Annotated in this window: 19 protein-coding genes; 14 read left to right on the top strand and 5 right to left on the bottom strand. The window is 36.0% G+C overall.

Annotated features, from left to right (window positions below; translation table 11 throughout):
* Positions 1-38 precede the first annotated feature (38 nt).
* Together CQ058_RS24270 and CQ058_RS24265 are read left to right on the top strand one after the other, a co-directional pair.
* Positions 39-2,459 (top strand): heavy metal translocating P-type ATPase, encoded by a 2,421-nt coding sequence (locus CQ058_RS24270; protein WP_002190442.1) that lies wholly within the window; start codon positions 39-41, stop codon positions 2,457-2,459.
* Between the two features lie 218 nt (positions 2,460-2,677).
* Positions 2,678-3,157 (top strand): GNAT family N-acetyltransferase, encoded by a 480-nt coding sequence (locus tag CQ058_RS24265; RefSeq protein WP_002128639.1) that lies wholly within the window; start codon positions 2,678-2,680, stop codon positions 3,155-3,157.
* Positions 3,158-3,176: 19 nt separating this feature from the next.
* Here CQ058_RS24265 and CQ058_RS24260 read toward each other — a convergent pair whose 3' ends face one another.
* Together CQ058_RS24260 and CQ058_RS24255 are read right to left on the bottom strand one after the other, a co-directional pair.
* The gene (locus CQ058_RS24260) at positions 3,177-3,449 is read right to left on the bottom strand and encodes an HU family DNA-binding protein (RefSeq protein ID WP_002033657.1); all 273 of its coding nucleotides are present in this window, start codon (positions 3,447-3,449) and stop codon (positions 3,177-3,179) included.
* A gap of 141 nt (positions 3,450-3,590) precedes the next feature.
* Entirely contained in the window at positions 3,591-4,406 is an 816-nt protein-coding gene (locus CQ058_RS24255; RefSeq protein WP_002192713.1) for a formate/nitrite transporter family protein, read from the bottom strand.
* A gap of 196 nt (positions 4,407-4,602) precedes the next feature.
* Here CQ058_RS24255 and CQ058_RS24250 point away from each other — a divergent pair, with 196 nt between their 5' ends.
* Both CQ058_RS24250 and CQ058_RS24245 read left to right on the top strand, forming a co-directional pair.
* The gene (locus CQ058_RS24250) at positions 4,603-5,496 is read left to right on the top strand and encodes a metallophosphoesterase (protein ID WP_002128636.1); all 894 of its coding nucleotides are present in this window, start codon (positions 4,603-4,605) and stop codon (positions 5,494-5,496) included.
* 124 nt (positions 5,497-5,620) lie between these two features.
* Positions 5,621-6,832: a M20 metallopeptidase family protein gene (locus CQ058_RS24245; protein ID WP_002167780.1), complete on the top strand. Its 1,212-nt coding sequence runs from the start codon at positions 5,621-5,623 to the stop codon at positions 6,830-6,832.
* A gap of 54 nt (positions 6,833-6,886) precedes the next feature.
* Here the strand turns inward: CQ058_RS24245 and CQ058_RS24240 are convergent, their stop codons facing one another.
* Positions 6,887-7,969, bottom strand: coding sequence for a chitinase (locus tag CQ058_RS24240; RefSeq protein WP_002190438.1), 1,083 nt, complete (start codon positions 7,967-7,969; stop codon positions 6,887-6,889).
* 270 nt (positions 7,970-8,239) lie between these two features.
* On the opposite strand from CQ058_RS24240, the gene gabP reads away from it, so the two are divergent.
* The 8 genes from gabP (at position 8,240) to CQ058_RS24190 (ending at position 17,253) form a co-directional block, all read left to right on the top strand.
* A complete protein-coding gene (gabP, locus tag CQ058_RS24230) occupies positions 8,240-9,634 on the top strand; it encodes a GABA permease (protein ID WP_000360102.1) in 1,395 nt (464 codons plus the stop codon).
* A 133-nt stretch (positions 9,635-9,767) separates the two neighbouring features.
* Positions 9,768-10,106: a hypothetical protein gene (locus tag CQ058_RS24225; RefSeq protein WP_080019309.1), complete on the top strand. Its 339-nt coding sequence runs from the start codon at positions 9,768-9,770 to the stop codon at positions 10,104-10,106.
* Positions 10,107-10,422: 316 nt separating this feature from the next.
* Positions 10,423-10,965 carry a DUF420 domain-containing protein gene (locus CQ058_RS24215; protein ID WP_000228316.1) on the top strand — a complete coding sequence of 181 codons (543 nt, stop codon included), beginning with the start codon at positions 10,423-10,425 and terminating at the stop codon, positions 10,963-10,965.
* Between the two features lie 119 nt (positions 10,966-11,084).
* Positions 11,085-12,248 carry an iron-containing alcohol dehydrogenase gene (locus CQ058_RS24210; protein WP_002190436.1) on the top strand — a complete coding sequence of 388 codons (1,164 nt, stop codon included), beginning with the start codon at positions 11,085-11,087 and terminating at the stop codon, positions 12,246-12,248.
* Positions 12,249-12,405: 157 nt separating this feature from the next.
* Complete coding sequence (locus CQ058_RS24205) at positions 12,406-13,158, top strand: DeoR/GlpR family DNA-binding transcription regulator (protein WP_002128628.1); 753 nt, start codon at positions 12,406-12,408, stop codon at positions 13,156-13,158.
* Positions 13,155-14,066 carry a 1-phosphofructokinase gene (gene pfkB / locus CQ058_RS24200; RefSeq protein WP_002128626.1) on the top strand — a complete coding sequence of 304 codons (912 nt, stop codon included), beginning with the start codon at positions 13,155-13,157 and terminating at the stop codon, positions 14,064-14,066. The genes CQ058_RS24205 and pfkB overlap by 4 nt, the downstream gene beginning before the upstream one ends.
* A 13-nt stretch (positions 14,067-14,079) precedes the next feature.
* A complete protein-coding gene (locus tag CQ058_RS24195) occupies positions 14,080-15,939 on the top strand; it encodes a PTS fructose transporter subunit IIABC (RefSeq protein WP_002190435.1) in 1,860 nt (619 codons plus the stop codon).
* Positions 15,940-16,287: 348 nt separating this feature from the next.
* Positions 16,288-17,253, top strand: a complete 966-nt coding sequence (locus CQ058_RS24190) for a 3D domain-containing protein (protein WP_002014694.1) — start codon at positions 16,288-16,290, stop codon at positions 17,251-17,253.
* 62 nt (positions 17,254-17,315) lie between these two features.
* Here the strand turns inward: CQ058_RS24190 and CQ058_RS24185 are convergent, their stop codons facing one another.
* Positions 17,316-17,561, bottom strand: coding sequence for a hypothetical protein (locus CQ058_RS24185; protein WP_033728137.1), 246 nt, complete (start codon positions 17,559-17,561; stop codon positions 17,316-17,318).
* Between the two features lie 180 nt (positions 17,562-17,741).
* Between CQ058_RS24185 and miaA the strand changes: the two genes are divergently transcribed.
* A complete protein-coding gene (miaA, locus tag CQ058_RS24180; RefSeq protein WP_002192716.1) occupies positions 17,742-18,695 on the top strand; it encodes a tRNA (adenosine(37)-N6)-dimethylallyltransferase MiaA in 954 nt (317 codons plus the stop codon).
* 21 nt (positions 18,696-18,716) lie between these two features.
* Positions 18,717-18,941, top strand: coding sequence for an RNA chaperone Hfq (hfq, locus tag CQ058_RS24175; RefSeq protein WP_000813896.1), 225 nt, complete (start codon positions 18,717-18,719; stop codon positions 18,939-18,941).
* Between the two features lie 81 nt (positions 18,942-19,022).
* On the opposite strand, the gene CQ058_RS24170 is transcribed toward hfq, so the two are convergent.
* The coding region (locus tag CQ058_RS24170; RefSeq protein WP_142396402.1) for a Gly-Xaa-Xaa repeat protein at positions 19,023-19,846 on the bottom strand (824 nt) is incomplete at its 5' end.

The following is a 19,846-nucleotide window of genomic DNA, read 5'->3' as shown; positions in this document are numbered from 1 at the left end:
AAAATTATACCTTATAAGGGTATATAGAGGTGAGAGACATGAATGAACAAAAAGAGGCCAATCTCCAAATATCAGGCATGACATGTGCAGCCTGTGCAAATAGAATTGAAAAAGGCCTGAAAAAAGTAGAAGGTGTTCATGATGCAAATGTAAATTTTGCACTTGAAAAAACAAAAATAATGTATGATCCCCATAAAACAAATCCACAACAATTTAAGGAAAAAGTTGAGTCGCTAGGATATGGAATTGTAAGTGATAAAGCTGAGTTTACTGTTTCAGGGATGACATGCGCAGCATGTGCGAATAGAGTAGAAAAGCGTTTAAATAAGTTAGAAGGTGTGAACGGAGCGACAGTAAATTTCGCTTTGGAATCAGCTACAGTAGATTTTAATCCTGATGAAATTAATGTAAATGAAATGAAGAGTGCAATCACGAAATTAGGATATAAATTGGAAGTGAAATCAGATGAGCAAGATGGATCAACTGATCATCGCTTACAAGAAATTGAACGACAAAAGAAGAAATTTATCATTTCGTTTATTTTATCATTCCCGTTACTGTGGGCAATGGTAAGTCATTTCTCATTTACATCATTTATTTATTTACCTGATATGCTTATGAACCCTTGGGTGCAGCTAGCTCTTGCAACTCCAGTACAGTTTATAATTGGAGGCCAGTTTTATGTTGGGGCTTATAAAGCGTTACGTAATAAAAGTGCAAACATGGATGTTCTTGTGGCACTTGGAACGTCCGCAGCTTATTTCTATAGTGTGTATTTAAGTATTAGGTCGATTGGTTCTTCAGAACATATGACAGATTTATATTTTGAAACGAGTGCGGTACTTATTACTTTAATTATTTTAGGTAAATTATTTGAGGCGAGAGCAAAAGGGCGTTCATCAGAAGCTATTAAAAAGTTGATGGGACTACAAGCGAAAACTGCCACAGTTGTGCGAGATGGAACAGAGATGAAAATTTTAATCGAAGAAGTGGTAGCTGGTGATGTTGTCTATGTTAAACCTGGTGAAAAAATCCCAGTAGATGGAGAAATTGTAGAAGGAAAATCAGCGATAGATGAATCGATGTTAACAGGCGAGAGTATTCCTGTTGATAAAACAATTGGGGATGTAGTAATTGGCTCTACAATGAATAAAAATGGATTTTTAAAAGTTAAAGCAACTAAGGTAGGAAGAGATACTGCATTAGCTCAAATTATTAAAGTAGTAGAAGAAGCTCAAGGATCGAAAGCGCCTATTCAAAGGGTAGCTGATCAAATTTCTGGTATTTTCGTACCAGTTGTAGTTGTAATTGCTATTATCACATTTGCAGTGTGGATGCTATTTGTTACACCTGGTGATTTTGGCGGAGCACTTGAGAAAATGATAGCAGTACTTGTTATCGCTTGTCCGTGTGCATTAGGTCTTGCGACACCTACATCTATTATGGCTGGATCAGGAAGATCGGCTGAGTATGGCATTTTATTTAAAGGCGGGGAGCATTTAGAAGCAACCCACCGATTAGATACAGTTATTCTAGATAAAACAGGTACTGTGACAAATGGGAAACCGGTGTTAACAGATGTAATTGTAGCAGATGGATTCCATGAAGAAGAAATACTACGTTTAGTAGGTGCGGCAGAAAAAAATTCTGAACACCCACTTGCAGAAGCGATTGTAGAAGGAATTAAAGAAAAGAAAATTGTTATCCCAAGTTCAGAAACATTTGAAGCGATTCCGGGATTCGGCATCGAATCAGTTGTAGAAGGGAAACAATTATTAATTGGTACACGTCGATTAATGAAGAAATTCTATATTGATATTGAAGAAGTTTCTAAATCGATGGAAGCGCTAGAACGAGAAGGAAAAACAGCAATGCTTATTGCGATTAATAAAGAATATGCTGGTATAGTGGCTGTTGCGGATACTGTAAAAGATACTTCAAAAGCAGCTATCGCAAGACTTAAGAAAATGGGTCTAGACGTTGTTATGATTACAGGAGATAATACACAAACTGCTCAGGCAATCGCTAAGCAAGTTGGTATTGATCACGTAATTGCAGAAGTATTACCAGAAGGAAAAGCAGAAGAAGTGAAAAAACTGCAAGCGCAAGGTAAGAAAGTAGCAATGGTTGGAGATGGAATAAATGATGCTCCTGCACTGGCTACGGCGGATATCGGTATGGCAATTGGAACCGGAACGGATGTAGCGATGGAAGCGGCAGATATTACGTTAATCCGTGGTGATTTAAATAGTATTGCTGATGCAATTTTTATGAGTAAAATGACGATTAGAAATATTAAGCAAAATCTATTCTGGGCGTTAGCTTATAACGGCCTAGGAATTCCAATTGCGGCGCTCGGTTTCTTAGCACCTTGGGTTGCAGGTGCAGCAATGGCATTTAGCTCTGTATCAGTCGTATTAAATGCATTAAGATTACAAAGAGTTAAATTGAAATCTTAAACACTTTCAGCTATAAAGCGAATTTAATATGCTTTTTTACAATAAACAATACTTTGTATAAGTATTGTTTATTGTTCGTTTAGAAGGAAAAGTCGATATAATATAGAAAGAGCAGAAGTAGAATCACATATAGTGGAAGAAACTGCTTCGAAAATAAACACGAAATAATTATCCGGATAACCGAAATAAAAGAGTTAGTTTGATAAGGAGTTTTACATATGTTTAAAGATATTAAAATTAGAACATTCCAGAAAGAGGATTTAGAGCAAGTATTACAATTGTTCTATGAAACGGTTCATACGGTGAATGCAAAAGATTATAACGAGTTACAGCTACAGGCGTGGGCCCCAGAGCGACTAGATAGAGAGAGATGGCTACAGTCTTTAGAAAAGAATATTTGTTACGTTGCTGATTATAAAGGTGTGATAGTGGGATTTGGGGATTATAATGATGATCATTACGTAGATCGCTTATTTACGCATAAAGATTATCAAGGACAAAGGATAGCATCATACATACTACAGAAGTTAGAAAAAGAAGCAGTGAACTTGCAGCATAGGGATATATATACAGAGGCGAGTATTACAGCAAAACCTTTCTTTGAAAGCAAAGGTTTTATTTGCATAAAGGAACAAAATAAGCAGCATAATGGTCAGATTTTTATTAATTATGTCATGAAAAAAATAGCCTTCTCATAAATGAGAAGGCTATTTTTCATTATTTTACAGCTTCTTTTAGTTCTTTACCAGCTTTAAAAGCAGGTACTTTAGAAGCTGCGATTTGCATTTCTTCACCCGTTTGTGGGTTACGGCCTGTACGAGCAGCTCTTTCACGAACTTCGAATGTACCGAATCCGATAAGTTGTACTTTTTCGCCAGCAGCTAAAGAGTTAGTGATTGATTCTACTACAGTTTGTAAAACTACAGTAGCTTCTTTTTGAGAAATCTCAGCGTTTTGTGCTACGTTTTTAATTAATTCTGTCTTATTCATGTTTTTCACCTCATATGTAAATAATGCTATTTAAGTTGTTATTATAACGTATAAAACATTCGAGAACAAGTGTACGTACATATATTCGCAAAAAAAATGAAATTTGTGATATTTTTTAGGACCAATTTATAGACATTCAATTTAAGCGGATACAGATTTTTTCTTTAATGCAGTTTGCTCTTTATTGGAAGGTAGTTTCTTATTATAAGATATGAAATAAGGTAATGCTACAAATAACATACCCCCTACTAAGTTTCCGAAGAAAACAAAAATGAAGTTTGGAAAATATTCAACCCAAGTTAAATGACCAGAAAAAATTGCAGCTGGGATGACAAACATATTGGCTACAACGTGTTGAAATCCAATCGCAACAAAAGTCATAACAGGGAACCAAATACCGACAATCTTTCCGATAAATTCTTTACTTCCCATACTGAGCCAAACAGCTAAACAAACGAGCCAATTACACCCGATTGCAGAAATGAAGGCTTGCAGTGGTGTATCTTGTAGTTTAGCTTGTGCAATAGTAACTGTTTTTGCTAAAAAAGCTCCCTCCGTTAAGCCGACGATATGACCAAAAAAATAAGCGACGAATATAGCACCTATGAAGTTGCTAAACGTAACAATAACTAAATTTCGTATGAAGTGAAATAAGTCGATTTTTTTGTGAAGCCATGCCATTGAAACGGTCATCATGTTGCCAGTTACTAATTCACCGCCTGCAAGGATAACGAGTATAAGACCGATAGGGAATACGGCAGCACCTAAAAAGCTAGTAAATGATCCCCAAGATTTTGGCATTGTTCCGATAACATGGATATCAAGTAAATATCCTAATGCTATGAAAGCACCACCAAAAAAACCGAGAATTAGCATAGGGAGCAATGATAAATGAGCTTTTTTTCTTCCAGAATTAGCAGCAAGTTCCGTCATTTCTTCTGGTGTAAATACAGACATGAATAACCTCTCCTTAATAGAATGATGGAATGAATAGAAGAAACATTTTAAAGAATCTATGTATGATAAAAATATGATATGATTTCTGTATAAATTTGTCAAAGTGATTGGGGCTGAAATTGGATATAACGAACATTGTTCATGTTGTCACATTAATGTAACAATAAGGATTTAAAGTGATTTTAGAGGTGAAAACATGAATACGCATCATGTAAAAAAAGAACGAAAAAAATCAATCGTAAAGATATTTATTATTAGTTTCATAAGTATATTAATGATACCAGTAAGTTTGTATTTCTATGCGACTGAAATAGAAAGAAGACTAGTAACAGTTACGTGGAATGAAATAGAAGCTCCTACAATTCCTAAAGAGTTTAATAATAAAAAAATATTGCAGTTCTCAGATTTACATTTAGGACCAGATTTTACATTGAAACAACTAGAAAATTTGGTGGAGAAGATGAATGAATTACATCCAGATATAGTAGTTTTTACAGGAGATTTAATAGATAAGTTTGGATCCTATAGTGCGGAAAGAGAAGAAGCAAAGGTTATTTTGCAGAAAATTAAAGCTCCCCTAGGAAAATATGCTGTGTTTGGGAATCATGATAGAGGTGGGGGCGGTAGTTTATTTTACAAAAAGTATATGGAGGAAGCTGGTTTTTCTGTGTTAGTAAATGAAGTGCAGAAAATTAAAGCGGAAAACGGCAAGTATATTACAATATCAGGTTTGGATGATTTTTTATTAGGGAAGCCACAAATAGACTCGACTTTAAAAAACTTAAGACAACAAGATTTCAATATGCTATTAATACATGAGCCGGATGTTGTAGATAAAGTATCTCGTTATCCAGTCGATTTTCAAATGTCAGGACATAGTCACGGAGGACAAGTTCAAATTCCTTTTGTAGGTCCTTTAATTACTACAAAACTAGCTGAGAGTCATGTTGAAGGTATGTATGAATTAGAAGGGAAGAGTAAGCTGTTACATTTATACGTAAATCGTGGTATTGGGACAACCCGAATGCCTGTTAGATTTTTGAGTGTACCGGAACTTTCACTATTTGTATTGAAGCAAAGTAGTGACTGAAGTAGAACGTTTAATATTTTGAAGAATTAAGAGTACTTTTAAAGAAAGTTCTCTTTTTTTATTGATTAAATACAGAATATTATGTATTTTTTATTTAAACTGTTAAAAAGAAAGGGGAATTTCTATGATAGAAACATGGCATAAAGAATTGGAAAGTTTATATAATCAAATGGTTTCGTGGCGAAGAGATTTTCATCAATACCCAGAGCTATCGTTTCAAGAAATAGAAACACCGAAAAAAATAGCTGAAATTTTAAAAAGTTTTCATATTGATGTGAAAACAGATGTCGGGGGAAGAGGGGTAATCGGCGTAATTGAAGGTGGAATACCTGGGAAGACGATGGCGCTACGTGCTGATTTTGATGCACTACCTATTCAAGATGAAAAGAAAGTTTCATATAAATCAAAGGTTCCTGGTGTAATGCACGCTTGTGGCCATGATGGACATACAGCAACACTTTTAGGAGTTGCAAAAATATTAAGTGATAACAGAGACCAACTTTCAGGAAAAATAGTCCTTATTCATCAACATGCAGAAGAGAAAGAGCCTGGCGGAGCAATTGCCATGATTGAGGATGGTTGTTTAGAAGGAGTAGATGTTGTTTTTGGTACACATTTATCTTCTCAGATGCCTTTAGGAATTGTTGGAACGAAAGCTGGAGCAATGATGGCGGCAGCTGATACTTTTGAAGTGAAGATTCAAGGGCGAGGTGGTCACGGCGGTATGCCACATCATACTGTAGATGCTATTATCGTTGCAACACAAGTTATTAATCAGTTGCAACTTTTAGTGAGTAGAAAAGTCGATCCACTTCAATCAGCAGTTTTAACAGTTGGTACATTCCATGCCGGGCAAGCCGATAATATTATTGCGGATACTGCTACGTTTACAGGAACCATTCGAACGTTAGATCCTGAAGTGAGAGAATATATGGAGAAGGAATTTAGACGAGTTGTTGAGGGGATTTGTCAGTCCCTTCATGCTGAAGTTAATATTCAATATAAACGAGGCTATCCAATATTAATAAATCATGTAGCTGAAACACGTCATTTTATGACGGTTGCGGAACACGATCTTGGCAAAGAAAGGGTCATGGAAGTACCACCTATTATGGGCGGAGAAGATTTTGCATACTACTTAGAACATGTTCCAGGAGCATTTTTCTTCACAGGTGCCGGTAATGAAGAAATAGGGGCAACATATCCACACCATCATCCTCAATTCGATTTTGATGAACGTGCGATGTTGGTTGGTGGGAAGTTGCTTTTAAGTCTTGTGAATAGTTATTCAAGAGATGGAAAAGAATTTCTTCATCATGTAGAAGTGAAAAAGTAATTTACATAAATAAAAAACAACAATAGGTCATATAAAACCTATTGTTGTTTTTTATTATTTTTGCAAGGAAAGACTATCAAAATATGTTCTATAGTTATTAGAGAATTCAAAGTTGTTTTTTGCATCCCAATTAATAGACCAAGACATTAGGCCACGGAATGCAGGATAGCCACTCTGATTTGAAAGTTTATACTTTCCTCCGAAAGGAATTCCTTTAATGATATAATCTAAAGCTTTTTTCATTTCAGTTGGAGAAATATATCCGCCACTTGGAGTGGCCGCTGGTGCTGCAGGAAGTCCAATCATGACTTGATCCGAACGAAGAGGCGGGAAAATGTTATTTGCATTACCACCTACAGGAAAACCATGTAAGAGCATATCTGCCATAGCGACTTCGTAGTCTGCAGTACCTTGATTGTAGTTATTACCGTCCATTCCAATCCCGCTACCAGCGTTGTAGTGTTGAACGTGAATGTATGTTAGTTTGTCTTTCACTCCGTAAATAATAGGTAAATATGCACCCCAGATGCTTCCATATGCGCTATAGCCGCCTTGAACATAAGCTGTTTCAGGAGCCATGCTTAATAGGAAATCTGGACCGTAATGGTCTGAAATCGTTCGAATTGCTGAGATAAGATTCACGATTTGAGGAGTTGTTGGTTTTTTAAAATTAGTGTCATTACCGTTTAAGTAAATACCTGATTCAAGGTCAATATCTATTCCATCAAAACCGTATTTATCGATTAGAGATTGTATGGAATTAATAAAACGTTGTTTAGCAGCATTGTCAGGAAGTAAAACGACCCCATTTTGTCCACCTATTGAAAGAACTACTTTTTTTCCTTTACTTTTTAAATAGGAAATATCAGATTTGAATTCTGCATCTGTACCATACACAGGGGAAAATTCAACAGTGGAACGATCACCACCAGTTTCACCGAAAGATACATTTATTACATCCCATTTTGGTGAAACATCTTTTAATTTAATAATGCCAGTACCGTTATCAAAGTTATGCCAATATCCAACGAGTAATTTTGACCCTAAATTGTTTGCTGCTTGTGCTTGAAAGGGAGCTAGCGGTAGCAGTAAGAAAATTACTAAAGTACAACAAATGAATTTAAACTTGTTTAACATATCAACACTCCTATACAAAAAGTTGTCTAGATGTATAATCTTGTTTATTTAATGATATCTGAAAATTCATTCTTTTGTAAGGTGACTATAATTTTCTCAACAATTGTGTATGGGAAATTATTAAACCTAATGAAATAATTTTTGAAGGAGGTCGAATTACGATTGTTAAATTCAGAATATTTTGATATATTTTAAAGTATAGGATAAGATTTTTCACATAATACTCTTACATAAATTTCAAAATTAAGTTTGGAAGGGGATGTACAAGAGTTGGATAAAAATCTTAAGAAAGACCTCAAAATACGCCACATTACAATGATTTCCATTGGTGGCGTAATAGGAGCTGGTTTGTTTGTTGGAAGTGGTGCGGTTGTGCATTCAGCAGGTCCAGGTTCTATCGTTTCATATGCATTAGCAGGACTTCTAGTTATTTTCGTTATGAGAATGCTAGGAGAAATGGCAGCTATTAATCCGACAAGTGGTTCATTTGCAACATATGCAAGAGAGGCAATTGGTCCATGGGCAGGTTATACAATTGGGTGGCTATATTGGTTTTTCTGGGTAATTGTTATTGCAATAGAAGCTACAGCAGGTGCTGGTATTATTCAATACTGGATTCCAGAAATCCCACTCTGGTTATTAAGCTTAATATTAACGATTTTATTAACGTTGACGAATGTTTTCTCGGTGAAATCATTTGGAGAATTTGAATATTGGTTTTCATTTATTAAAGTAATAAGTATTGTTTTGTTCCTTTGTCTTGGACTAGCTGTTATTTTAGGATTTGTACCAGGAACGGAAGCACCTGGCACTTCGAATTTGGTAGGTCAAGGAGGATTTATGCCAAATGGTATAAGTTCGGTGTTACTTGGAATCACCGTCGTTATATTTTCATTTATGGGATCTGAGATTGTTGCAGTGGCCGCTGGAGAGTCTGCCGAACCTGTAAAGGCAGTCAAAACAGCAACAAATAGTGTAATTTGGCGTATTCTCGTATTTTTCATTGGATCGATCGCTGTAGTTGTTACACTCCTTCCGTGGAATTCGGCGAACATACTAAAAAGCCCATTTGTGGCGGTACTGGAACATATAGGGATACCAGCGGCAGCGCAAATTATGAATTTTATCGTTTTAACAGCTGTACTTTCTTGTTTAAATTCGGGTTTATATACGAACTCAAGAATGCTTTTTTCAATGGCAGAAAGAGGAGATGCGCCAAAGGCATTTTTGAAATTGAATAGTAGTGGTGTTCCAGTTCGGGCGGTTTTATTTGGAACTTTCTTTGCTTACATTGGAGTTGTTTTTAGTTACATATCTCCAGATAAAGTATTTTTATTTTTAGTGAATGCATCTGGCGGGATTGCGTTACTCGTTTATCTCGTTATAGCAGTTTCACATTTCAAGATACGTAAAAAAATGGGGAAAGCGGAACAACAAAATTTGAAAGTGAAAATGTGGCTTTTTCCATATGTAACATATGTTACAATTGCTGCGATTATAGCAGTTTTAGTTGCCATGCTCGCAATTGAATCTTTACGTTCACAAGCGCTTTTAACAATGCTTGTTACTGTTCTTATAATAATTTCTTATTTTATTTTTAATAGAAATAAAAATAGTACATTGTTGAATCCTAAAAGTAAGAATGAGGAATCTGTTCGATTCTAATTTCTTGTTTTAGAAGAGAGTTACACCCAATCATTGCTATAAAAGAATCATATATAATCATAGAAACAAGTAATTACTATTGTCATAGTGAATATAAACTTTTTTCTTGACTTTTTATATGAAGGCGAGCAAAATGGTAAAAAAGGAAGGGGGGATGACGATGGAAGAGTACGTATTAGAGCTGTATAACTTTTTATATACGACAGAATGGCAAGATATTGTTTCATTTCTAGGAATAATGTTTTGTATGAAAATTGTAATTGTATATATGGAAGAGCAAGGTATGTTCTATTCCTTCTCATCTCCGTTCGATGTGCAGCGCGAGCCGTTGCCAAACTATGCCAAGGTAAATTACGAACAATTTCCTTTTGTGATTTTCTTTATGATTCGATTTATAACAGCAATTGTAAAGAAAAAGGAAAGTGACGATGAAGAGTGCCACTCAACTTGTAATATAGCGACTGTTTTTTAAGCTAAATACAAGGAGGAGATTTATATGTGGTTTCGATTTCTTATGATTGGTTTCTTTTCATTAACAGCAATTTCATTAATGGGATATCAAGTGTCTGAAATATATCAAGCGTATAGCAGTACGTTTTTTAACAAAAACTAATCGCATTGCTATTTGAATAATAAAGCGATAAAATCCTTCTTAAGAAGTATTGTTAAGAAGGGTTTTTTCTTTGCCCTGTCTTACTGTGTCAAACTATTGTCACATTTACACTGTGAATAATATGTTAAAATAGTGAGGTTACGTATACATATTTGAAGGAAGAGGAGTGACCATTTTGGTGGATCAATCAACGAATCAGAAAAGCTATGCTCCTATTGTGATAACGCTTTCTGTAATTGTAAATGCGATTATTTTATTTTTGTTCTTTGGACCTGTTGGCTATGAAGGAGAAGTACATTTTGATGTAACAATTTTACCAATGTTAAATGCAATTTTTAATAGCTTTACGTTCGTATTCTTATTAGCAGCTTTATACTCTATTATTAAGAAGAATGTGAAAATGCACCGTGGTTTCATCCTAGCAGCATTTACAACGACGTTGCTATTTTGTGTTTCTTATTTATCGTATCATTACTTGGCGCCAGCAACACATTTTGGCGGAGAAGGATTTATTAAATATGTGTATTTCATCATTTTAATTACACATATTATCCTTGCAGCAATTATTGTACCGCTTGCATTGTTTGCACTTGTGTTTGGTTTTACGAATCAATTAACACGTCACCGTAAAATTGTACGTTGGACGATGCCGATTTGGTTATATGTAAGTTTATCTGGTGTTATTGTTTACTTAATGATCTCACCTTATTATCAATAAAAAAAATCTCAGCCTGTAGGCTGGGATTTTTTTTATTAGGCAAATATTTTTGTGAAATGAAAAAATTGTGGTATACAAAAGTATAGTTGCTTTTTATATAGAAGGGATGGTAAAGATATATGCAAAATTTTGTATTTCGTAATCCGACAAAACTTATTTTTGGTAAAGGACAGTTAGAGCAGTTAAAAATGGAAATTCCACAGTTCGGTAAAAAAGTTCTTCTCGTGTATGGAGGAGGCAGCATTAAAAGAAATGGTATTTATGATAATGTGATTTCTATTTTAAAGGATATAAATGCGGAAGTATTTGAGTTGACAGGAGTTGAACCGAATCCTCGTTTATCAACAGTAAAGAAAGGGATTCAAATTTGTAAAGACAATGGAGTCGAATTTATTTTAGCGGTTGGCGGAGGAAGTGTAATCGATTGTACGAAGGCGATTGCTGCTGGTAGTAAATATGATGGAGATGTATGGGATATTGTAACGAAAAAATCATTTGCTAGCGAGGCGTTACCGTTCGGTACTGTACTCACTCTTGCGGCAACAGGTTCTGAAATGAATGCAGGATCTGTAATTACAAACTGGGAAACGAATGAAAAGTACGGCTGGGGCAGTCCAGTTACATTTCCTCAGTTTTCAATTTTAGATCCACTACATACTTCGTCTGTGCCGAGAGATCAAACGATTTATGGTATGGTCGATATTATGTCGCACGTATTAGAGCAATATTTCCATCACGGCATGAATACAGAATTACAAGATCGTTATTGTGAATCTGTTTTAAGAACAGTAATTGAAACAGCTCCTAAGCTTTTAAGTGATCTAGAAAATTATGAGCATAGGGAAACAATTTTATATTGCGGTACTATGGCGTTAAACGGCATTTTAGCGATGGGAGTAAAAGGAGACTGGGCAACTCATAATATTGAGCATGCAGTTTCTGCTGTTCATGACATACCGCATGGGGGCGGACTCGCGATTCTATTCCCGAACTGGATGAAGCTTGTTATAGATGAAAATGTGAGTCGCTTTAAACAGTTCGCTATTCGTGTATTCGATGTAGAAACAGATGGGAAGACAGATAAAGAGGTTGCATTAGAGGGAATTGAGGCGTTACGTCAATTTTGGACTTCAATTGAAGCTCCAGTAACATTAGCTGATTACGCTATTAGAGAAAGTGAAATTGACTTAATGGCGGATAAAGCGATGGCTTATGGTGAATTCGGTAACTTTAAAAAATTAAATAAAGATGATGTTCTTGCAATTTATAAAGCTTCTTTATAAGTGAAGCGAGAGAAGAAACCTATTTGATTGTTGTATCAAATAGGTTTCTTTTTTTTGTTTATAACCGGTTTTGATTGATAGTGATTATTTTTGACTGTTTATGGTTGATTTTTGTGATCGTTTTCATTATACTGTAATCAAAGAAGAGGTGAATAAAATGTTAACTCCTGAACGTCATCAAATGATATTGCAACTTGTAAAAGAGCAGAAGGTTGTTAAATTACAACAATTAGTTGAAAGAACAGAAAGCTCTGAATCGACAATTCGTCGTGATTTAGCACAATTAGAAAAACAAAGGTTATTAAAAAGAGTTCATGGTGGTGCCTCTGTTTTAACAGGAAAAGGACAGGAGCCAACGATGATTGAAAAATCATCCAAAAACATTCAAATAAAACAACAAATTGCCAAGTATGCGGCTAGTATTGTTGAACAAGGGGATTGCGTTTATTTAGATGCAGGAAGTACAACATTTGAAATGATTCCATTTTTAATAAACAAAGATGTTACTGTCGTAACGAATGGACTTATGCATATTGAAGCTTTAGTTGAAAATAATATTCGTGCGTATTTACTAGGCGGGATGATGAAGAGTAGGACGAAAGCTTTAATTGGTGCTATGGCACAGGAAAGTATGCAAAAGTACCGTTTTGATAAATGTTTCTTAGGAGCAAATGGTGTACATGAACAGCTTGGTTTTACAACTCCAGATCCAGAAGAGGCACTTTTAAAACAAATGGCATTAACATTTGCGAACGAAGGATATTTCTTAATTGATGAAAGTAAGTTCTCAGAAGTTGCATTTGCGAAAATTGCCAATGTTGAAGAAGCGAATATTATTACAAACCATTTAGAAATTGATTTAGAAAAATATAAAAGACAAACCAATGTAATTGAGGCTGATAAACAATGATCTATACAGTTACTTTAAACCCATCTATTGATTATGTAGTACAAGTTAATTCCTTCGATTTAGGCGCAGTAAATCGAGCAGAGAAAGATATGAAATTTCCTGGAGGGAAAGGCATTAACGTTTCTCGTGTTCTTCATCGTTTAGGTGTTGAAAATGTAGCGCTTGGATTTACTGGTGGATTTACCGGTCGATTTATTAAAGATGTATTACAGGCGGAAGGTGTAACAACAAACTTCGTCCAAGTAGACGGTGATTCCCGAATTAATGTGAAAATAAAAGGGCAAGAAGAGACAGAATTAAATGGGCAAGGTCCTAATGTGACAAATGAACAATTTGAACAATTAATGAAACAAATCGAAAGTATGAGGCAGGGAGATTGTGTTGTACTAGCTGGAAGTGTACCGGCGTCTATCTCAACTACTTTTTATGAATCAATCGCAGCGCTCGGAGCTGAGAAAGGTATTCGCGTAGTAGTCGATGCAAGTGGAAGTGCGCTGCAGCATGTAATTAAAAATAAACCATTTTTAATAAAGCCTAATCATCATGAACTTGGTGAGTTATTCGGAGTAGAGATTTCAACAGTAGAAGATGTTTTACCGTTTGGAAGAAAATTAGTTGAACAAGGTGTAGAGCATGTTATCGTATCAATGGCTGGAGATGGGGCTTTATTATTTACGGCACAAGGTATATATGAAGCAACTGTTCCAAAAGGTGTTGTAATTAATTCGGTTGGGGCCGGAGATTCTCTCGTTGCAGGATTTGTAGGTAAATATGAACAGACAAAAGATATTGAAAAGGCATTTCAATATGGCGTTGCAACAGGGAGTGCAACAGCATTTTCAGCTGATTTATGTGAAAAAGAAAAAGTAGAAGAATTATTGTCGCAAGTAATTGTAACTAAGCGATAGGGGGAAGCAACATATGAAAATTACAGAACTATTAAAAAGGGATACAGTTATTATGAACTTGACAGCTTCAAATAAAGAAGCTGTCATAGATGAATTAGTTGAGAAATTAGACGGAGCAAATCGTTTAAATAGTAAAGCTGAATTTAAAGAAGCTATTTTAAAGCGGGAGTCACAAAGTACAACTGGCATAGGGGAAGGGATTGCTATACCTCATGCGAAGACGAATGCCGTAAAACAACCATCGATTTGTTTTGGTAGAAGTGTAAGCGGTATCAACTATGAGTCGCTTGATGGACAGCCTGCACATCTGTTTTTTATGATTGCTGCGAGTGAAGGGGCGAATAATACTCATTTAGAAACGTTATCTCGTCTCTCTACGTTATTGATGGATGAAGGGTTCCGCAAGCAATTATTAGAAGCAAAGGATGAGGATGAGCTTCTCCGTTTATTTGATGAAAAAGAGAATGAAAAAGAAGACGAAGAAGTTGAAGTAGCAAAGCCGGAAGGGAATGAGCCATACGTATTAGCTGTTACAGCTTGTCCGACTGGTATCGCTCACACATATATGGCTGCGGATAGTTTGAAAGCAAAAGCAGCAGAGTTAGGAATAGCGATTAAAGTTGAAACGAATGGATCAACAGGTGTTAAAAACGATTTAACGAAAGAGGACATTGAACGCGCAACGGCTATTATTGTAGCTGCAGATAAACAAGTAGAAATGAATCGTTTTGCTGGGAAGCATGTCATTCAAGTACCAGTCGCCGATGGGATTAGAAAAACTGAAATCCTTCTTAATCGAGCTATAAAACAAGATGCACCAATCTTTAAAGGGGTAAAAGAGGATGGGAAGGCAGAAAATGTAGAGAAAGAAAAAGGGCTAGGAATTTATAAGCATTTAATGAGCGGTGTAAGTAATATGCTTCCGTTCGTTGTTGGTGGTGGGATTTTAATAGCGCTAGCGTTTTCGTTTGGTGGTATAAAAGCGGAAGGTCCTTTAGCTGAATTGTTCATGTCTATTGGGGGAGGAAAAACAGGTGCGTTTTTATTCCTTGTACCAATCTTAGCTGGATTTATTGCGAGTTCTATTGCTGATCGTCCTGGTTTTATGCCTGGTGTTGTAGGTGGGTTTTTAGCAGCACAAGCGAATGCGGGATTTTTAGGTGGATTAATTGCTGGTTTCTTAGCTGGATATGTTGTTTTAGGATTGAAAAGATTATTTTCAGGATTACCAGTACAGTTAGAAGGAATTAAACCTGTTTTGTTATATCCAGTCTTTGGATTGTTGATTACAGGAGTTGTTATGCAAAAAGTAGTAAATCCGCCTGTAGTAGCATTAAATGAAATGTTAACAGGATGGTTAAATGGTTTGAACGGTACGAATGCTATATTATTAGGTCTTATTTTAGGTGGTATGATGGCAATTGATATGGGTGGTCCAATTAATAAAGCGGCATTTACATTTGGTATTGCTGCAATAGAAGCGCAGAATTTTGGAGTGCACTCAGCAGTTATGGCTGGTGGTATGGTACCGCCACTTGCGATTGCATTCGCAACCACATTCTTTAAAACAAAATTTACAGAAGCAGAACGTAAATCTGGTTTAACAAATTATATTATGGGAGCATCGTTTATTACAGAAGGTGCGATTCCATTTGCAGCTGCCGATCCGGTTCGAGTAATAGTAAGTTGTGTTGTTGGTTCAAGTATCGCGGGTGCCTTATCTATGTTATTCCAAATTACATTGCCGGCACCGCATGGTGGATTGTTTGTTATCGCATTAGTGAATAAACCGTTGCTATATATTGTTTCTATATTAATTGGAACGATTGTTTCAGCTATTATGATAGGTGTTTGGAAGAAGAAAGTTAAATAAAAGATAAAAAGGGACAGCTAATAGGAGTTGTTCCTTTTTCGTTATAAAAAGTAATTTAATAATTGGATTATGATGGATTTTGGTAAAATATGTAATGAAAAGTGATTTTTTTGTAACAAAAAAGTAATACTGTAATTTTTTCTGGAAAAAAATTCTTATACTAATTTGTGAGAAATATATGAAAACTATTGCTAATTTTGGTAGAAATACAATTTTTTAATATGGAAATTTATGTTACAAATCATTAATCGTTTATTACGAATGCTTTGTAATTGTGTGATTTTCGAAATTCTACAAAAAACTGTTGCTATAATGAGAACACGAAAACAAAGCAAATGGAGGCTATTCATGAAAAAATTATTAGGTATAGCAACAGCAGCAGTTTTTGGTCTTGGGATTTTTGCAGGTTCTGCTAAAGCGGAAACGATTGTAACAACAGATGTATTAAACGTTAGAGAAAACCCAACTGTAGAATCAAAACTTGTAGGTAAAATGTTAAGTGGAAATAAATTAGATGTTATAAATACAGAAAACGGATGGTCCAAAATTAAATTAGATGGTAAAGAAGCTTTTGTAAGTGCTGAGTTTACGAAAAGTTCTTATTATGTAACAGCAAACGTATTAAACATTCGTGCTGGAGCGAATACTGATTCAGAAATTCTTGGCACGCTTAAAAAAGATGACTTGATTGAAACGACAAATCAAGTACAAAACGAATGGTTACAATTCGAATATGGCGGGAAAGCGGCGTATGTTCACATACCATTTTTAACAGGTACAGCACCTGTTATTGAAAGAAAAGAAGTTCCAGCTCAAGATGAAGCGCCAACTAAGGTGAAAACGGCGGTTAAAAATGATACATCAGTTAAGGAGAAAGCACCGGCTAAAAATGATACGGCAGTTAATGGAAAAGAATCAGTTAAAAGTGGAGCATCAAGTAAACCAGTAGCGCAAGCGAAGCCGGCAACTAAGCCAGTGGCAAAATCTACTGAAACAAGTGAACCTGCTGGTCGTGAAATAACAGTAGAAGCGACAGCTTACACAGCTCACCCGAGTGAAAATGGCACATATGGTGGTCGTGTGTTAACTGCGATGGGGCATGATTTAACAGCGAATCCAAATATGAAAGTTATTGCTGTTGATCCGAAAGTAATTCCTCTCGGATCAAAAGTGTGGGTAGAAGGATATGGAGAAGCAATTGCTGGAGATACTGGTGGCGCGATTAAAGGAAACCGTATTGATGTTTTAGTTGGTTCAGATAGCACTGCTGATAGTTGGGGGCGTAAATCCGTTAAAGTGAAAGTTATAAAATAATTTATTAAAATAAAAAACGGCTGCTTGAAAATGTCTAAGCGGCCGCTTTTTTTATATAAGAATTATTGAAAAGGGTAAATTGTTTTACCTGTAATAATTTTATACGCGGTGCAAAATTGAGTTTGCATATACTCTGTATTTTTATTTTCTGGATGTAACGTTGCTTCTTGAAGAGTAGAATGAAAGGAACGTAGTAAACAATTTAGTGCGAAGTATAATTCTTCTTGTGAACAATTTTGTTCTTTTGTAGCAGTAGCTAAAATAAGGTCTTTTATTAATAATGGAAAATCGATAGTCGCTTGTTTCATAGTCATTGCACCCTCTCCGAGCTATTTTTTATCATGTATATGCAGAATTGGACAAGCTATGCTCTTTTTTTGTGTAATTTCATGTACTAGATTCAAAGAACTTGCAATCATGCCGTTAAAATTGGTAAGATTGGGTATAATCAATAGATGGAGTATATTACATAAAGAGAGTTGAATGATATGGGAGAAGTGCAACGTGAAAAAGTTGCTGTCATCATTGGGCCAACTGCTGTCGGAAAGACGAAATTAAGTATCGATCTTGCAAAAGCGTTGAATGGTGAGATTATTAGTGGTGATTCCATGCAAATTTATCGTACGATGGATATCGGGACTGCAAAGGTGACGACAGATGAGATGGACGGAATTCCACATTATATGATTGATATAAAAGATCCGGAAGATTCATTTTCTGTGGCGGAATTTCAAGAACGTGTCCGTAAGTGCATTCGAGAAATTACAGAGCGCGGGAAATTACCAATTATTGTTGGTGGAACCGGTCTCTATATACAATCTGTTCTATTCGATTACCAGTTTACAGATGAGGCTGGGGACGCTACATACCGAGAACAGATGGAAAAGTTAGCATTAGAACACGGTGTGGAATATGTACATAAAAAGTTACAAGAAGTAGATCCAGAAAGTGCGGAGCGTATTCATGCCAATAATGTAAGGCGTGTTATTCGGGCGTTAGAAATTTTTCACACGACGGGTGAAAAAATGAGTAACCAGCTCGAAAAACAAGAAAATGAGTTACTGTACGATGTTTCATTAATTGGCTTGACAATGGATCGAGAAATGCTATACGATCGCATTAACTTACGTGTTAACCTAATGATTGAACAAGGTTTATTAGAAGAAGTAAAAGGTTTACATGAAAGAGGAGTGCGAGATTGTCAATCTATTCAAGCGATTGGTTATAAAGAGATATATGATTATTTTGAGAATCGTGTATCTTTAGAAGAAGCGGTATCACAATTAAAGACGAATTCACGCCGTTATGCAAAACGTCAATTAACGTGGTTCCGTAATAAGATGGATGTCACGTGGTTCGATGTTACTGATGGTGAAAAAACGTCAGAAATTTTACGATACATAGAAGGAAAGCTACAACTAAAGTCGAATAATAGTAAGTAGAGAAAAAGAGGAGGATTCGACATGAAGCAATCAATCAATATTCAAGATCAGTTTTTAAATCAACTCCGTAAAGAGAATACGTTCGTTACGCTGTACTTATTAAATGGTTTCCAGCTTCGTGGATTAATTAAAGGATTTGATAATTTTACAGTCCTGCTGGAAACAGAAGGTAAGCAACAGCTTATTTATAAACATGCAATTTCTACATTTGTACCACAAAAAAATGTTTCAATTGAATTAGAGTAGTAATGAATTATTGTACATAACAAAAAAAGAGCGAGTTTCTCGCTCTTTTTTTTATTTGTCATAAACAATAAATAGTGAAATTTAAGCGATTCTAAATACAGTAAGACGAATGTTAGTGTTTCCTGTTGCAGGGATCGTAATCTCGTTAAGAGTAGATTGGACAGAAATGTTTGCTCCAGCAGCTAATGTTTCGATTGTAGTAAATGAAAGTGAGTCGCCTATTAGATTTGAAGAGAAGTTGTCAGTAGCAACAGCTCCATTAATTGAAATTCCTACTCCAAGTGGAGCGCATCCTGGCGCAGTTGTAGAAATAGATACGCTAATTACATAAATACCAGCGTTAATAACAGTAACTGTATTTGTGCCGTTAAAGATAATATTGTTTACGTTAATTGCAGTACTAAAAATAAAGTTATTAAATTGGAGTACTGTTTGTTGGATGTTGTTTGTTACAACGATTGTTGCTACTGGGAAGCTAGGTCCAGTAGGTCCGGTAACTCCTATACCAGTAGCACCCGTTGGTCCTTGAACACCTTGAGGTCCGGTAGCACCTGTGTTACCTTGAGCACCTTGAGGTCCGGTAGCACCTGTGTTACCTTGAACACCTTGAGGTCCGGTAGCACCCGTGTTACCTTGAACACCTTGAGGTCCGGTAGCACCCGTGTTACCTTGAGGTCCAGTAGGTCCAGTAGGTCCAGGAGGCCCACCAGAAGGTCCGGTAGGTCCGGTAACTCCTATACCAGTAGCACCTGTGTTACCTTGCGCACCTTGAGGTCCAGTAGCACCCGTGTTACCTTGAGCGCCTTGAGGTCCGGTAGCACCCGTGTTACCTTGAGCGCCTTGAGGTCCAGTAGCACCCGTGTTACCTTGAACGCCTTGAGGTCCAGTGGCACCTGTATTACCTT

The organism is Bacillus sp. MYb56 (assembly GCF_002976445.1).
Taxonomy (GTDB): Bacteria; Bacillota; Bacilli; order Bacillales; family Bacillaceae_G; genus Bacillus_A; species Bacillus_A mycoides.
Note: the sequence above shows the minus strand (reverse complement) of the source record. Positions and strands in the feature narration are given on the sequence as shown.

Excerpts from the sequence above, each read along its gene's own strand:
- CQ058_RS24270 (WP_002190442.1), top strand. The coding sequence starts at position 39 with ATGAATGAACAAAAAGAGGCCAATCTCCAAATATCAGGCATGACATGT.
- CQ058_RS24225 (WP_080019309.1), top strand. The coding sequence starts at position 9,768 with ATGGTAAAAAAGGAAGGGGGGATGACGATGGAAGAGTACGTATTAGAG.
- CQ058_RS24210 (WP_002190436.1), top strand. The coding sequence starts at position 11,085 with ATGCAAAATTTTGTATTTCGTAATCCGACAAAACTTATTTTTGGTAAA.
- CQ058_RS24255 (WP_002192713.1), bottom strand. The coding sequence starts at position 4,406 with ATGTCTGTATTTACACCAGAAGAAATGACGGAACTTGCTGCTAATTCT.
- CQ058_RS24265 (WP_002128639.1), top strand. The coding sequence starts at position 2,678 with ATGTTTAAAGATATTAAAATTAGAACATTCCAGAAAGAGGATTTAGAG.
- CQ058_RS24250 (WP_002128636.1), top strand. The coding sequence starts at position 4,603 with ATGAATACGCATCATGTAAAAAAAGAACGAAAAAAATCAATCGTAAAG.
- CQ058_RS24190 (WP_002014694.1), top strand. The coding sequence starts at position 16,288 with ATGAAAAAATTATTAGGTATAGCAACAGCAGCAGTTTTTGGTCTTGGG.
- CQ058_RS24185 (WP_033728137.1), bottom strand. The coding sequence starts at position 17,561 with ATGAAACAAGCGACTATCGATTTTCCATTATTAATAAAAGACCTTATT.
- pfkB (WP_002128626.1), top strand. The coding sequence starts at position 13,155 with ATGATCTATACAGTTACTTTAAACCCATCTATTGATTATGTAGTACAA.
- CQ058_RS24240 (WP_002190438.1), bottom strand. The coding sequence starts at position 7,969 with ATGTTAAACAAGTTTAAATTCATTTGTTGTACTTTAGTAATTTTCTTA.
- CQ058_RS24260 (WP_002033657.1), bottom strand. The coding sequence starts at position 3,449 with ATGAATAAGACAGAATTAATTAAAAACGTAGCACAAAACGCTGAGATT.
- miaA (WP_002192716.1), top strand. The coding sequence starts at position 17,742 with ATGGGAGAAGTGCAACGTGAAAAAGTTGCTGTCATCATTGGGCCAACT.
- CQ058_RS24245 (WP_002167780.1), top strand. The coding sequence starts at position 5,621 with ATGATAGAAACATGGCATAAAGAATTGGAAAGTTTATATAATCAAATG.
- CQ058_RS24205 (WP_002128628.1), top strand. The coding sequence starts at position 12,406 with ATGTTAACTCCTGAACGTCATCAAATGATATTGCAACTTGTAAAAGAG.
- hfq (WP_000813896.1), top strand. The coding sequence starts at position 18,717 with ATGAAGCAATCAATCAATATTCAAGATCAGTTTTTAAATCAACTCCGT.
- CQ058_RS24195 (WP_002190435.1), top strand. The coding sequence starts at position 14,080 with ATGAAAATTACAGAACTATTAAAAAGGGATACAGTTATTATGAACTTG.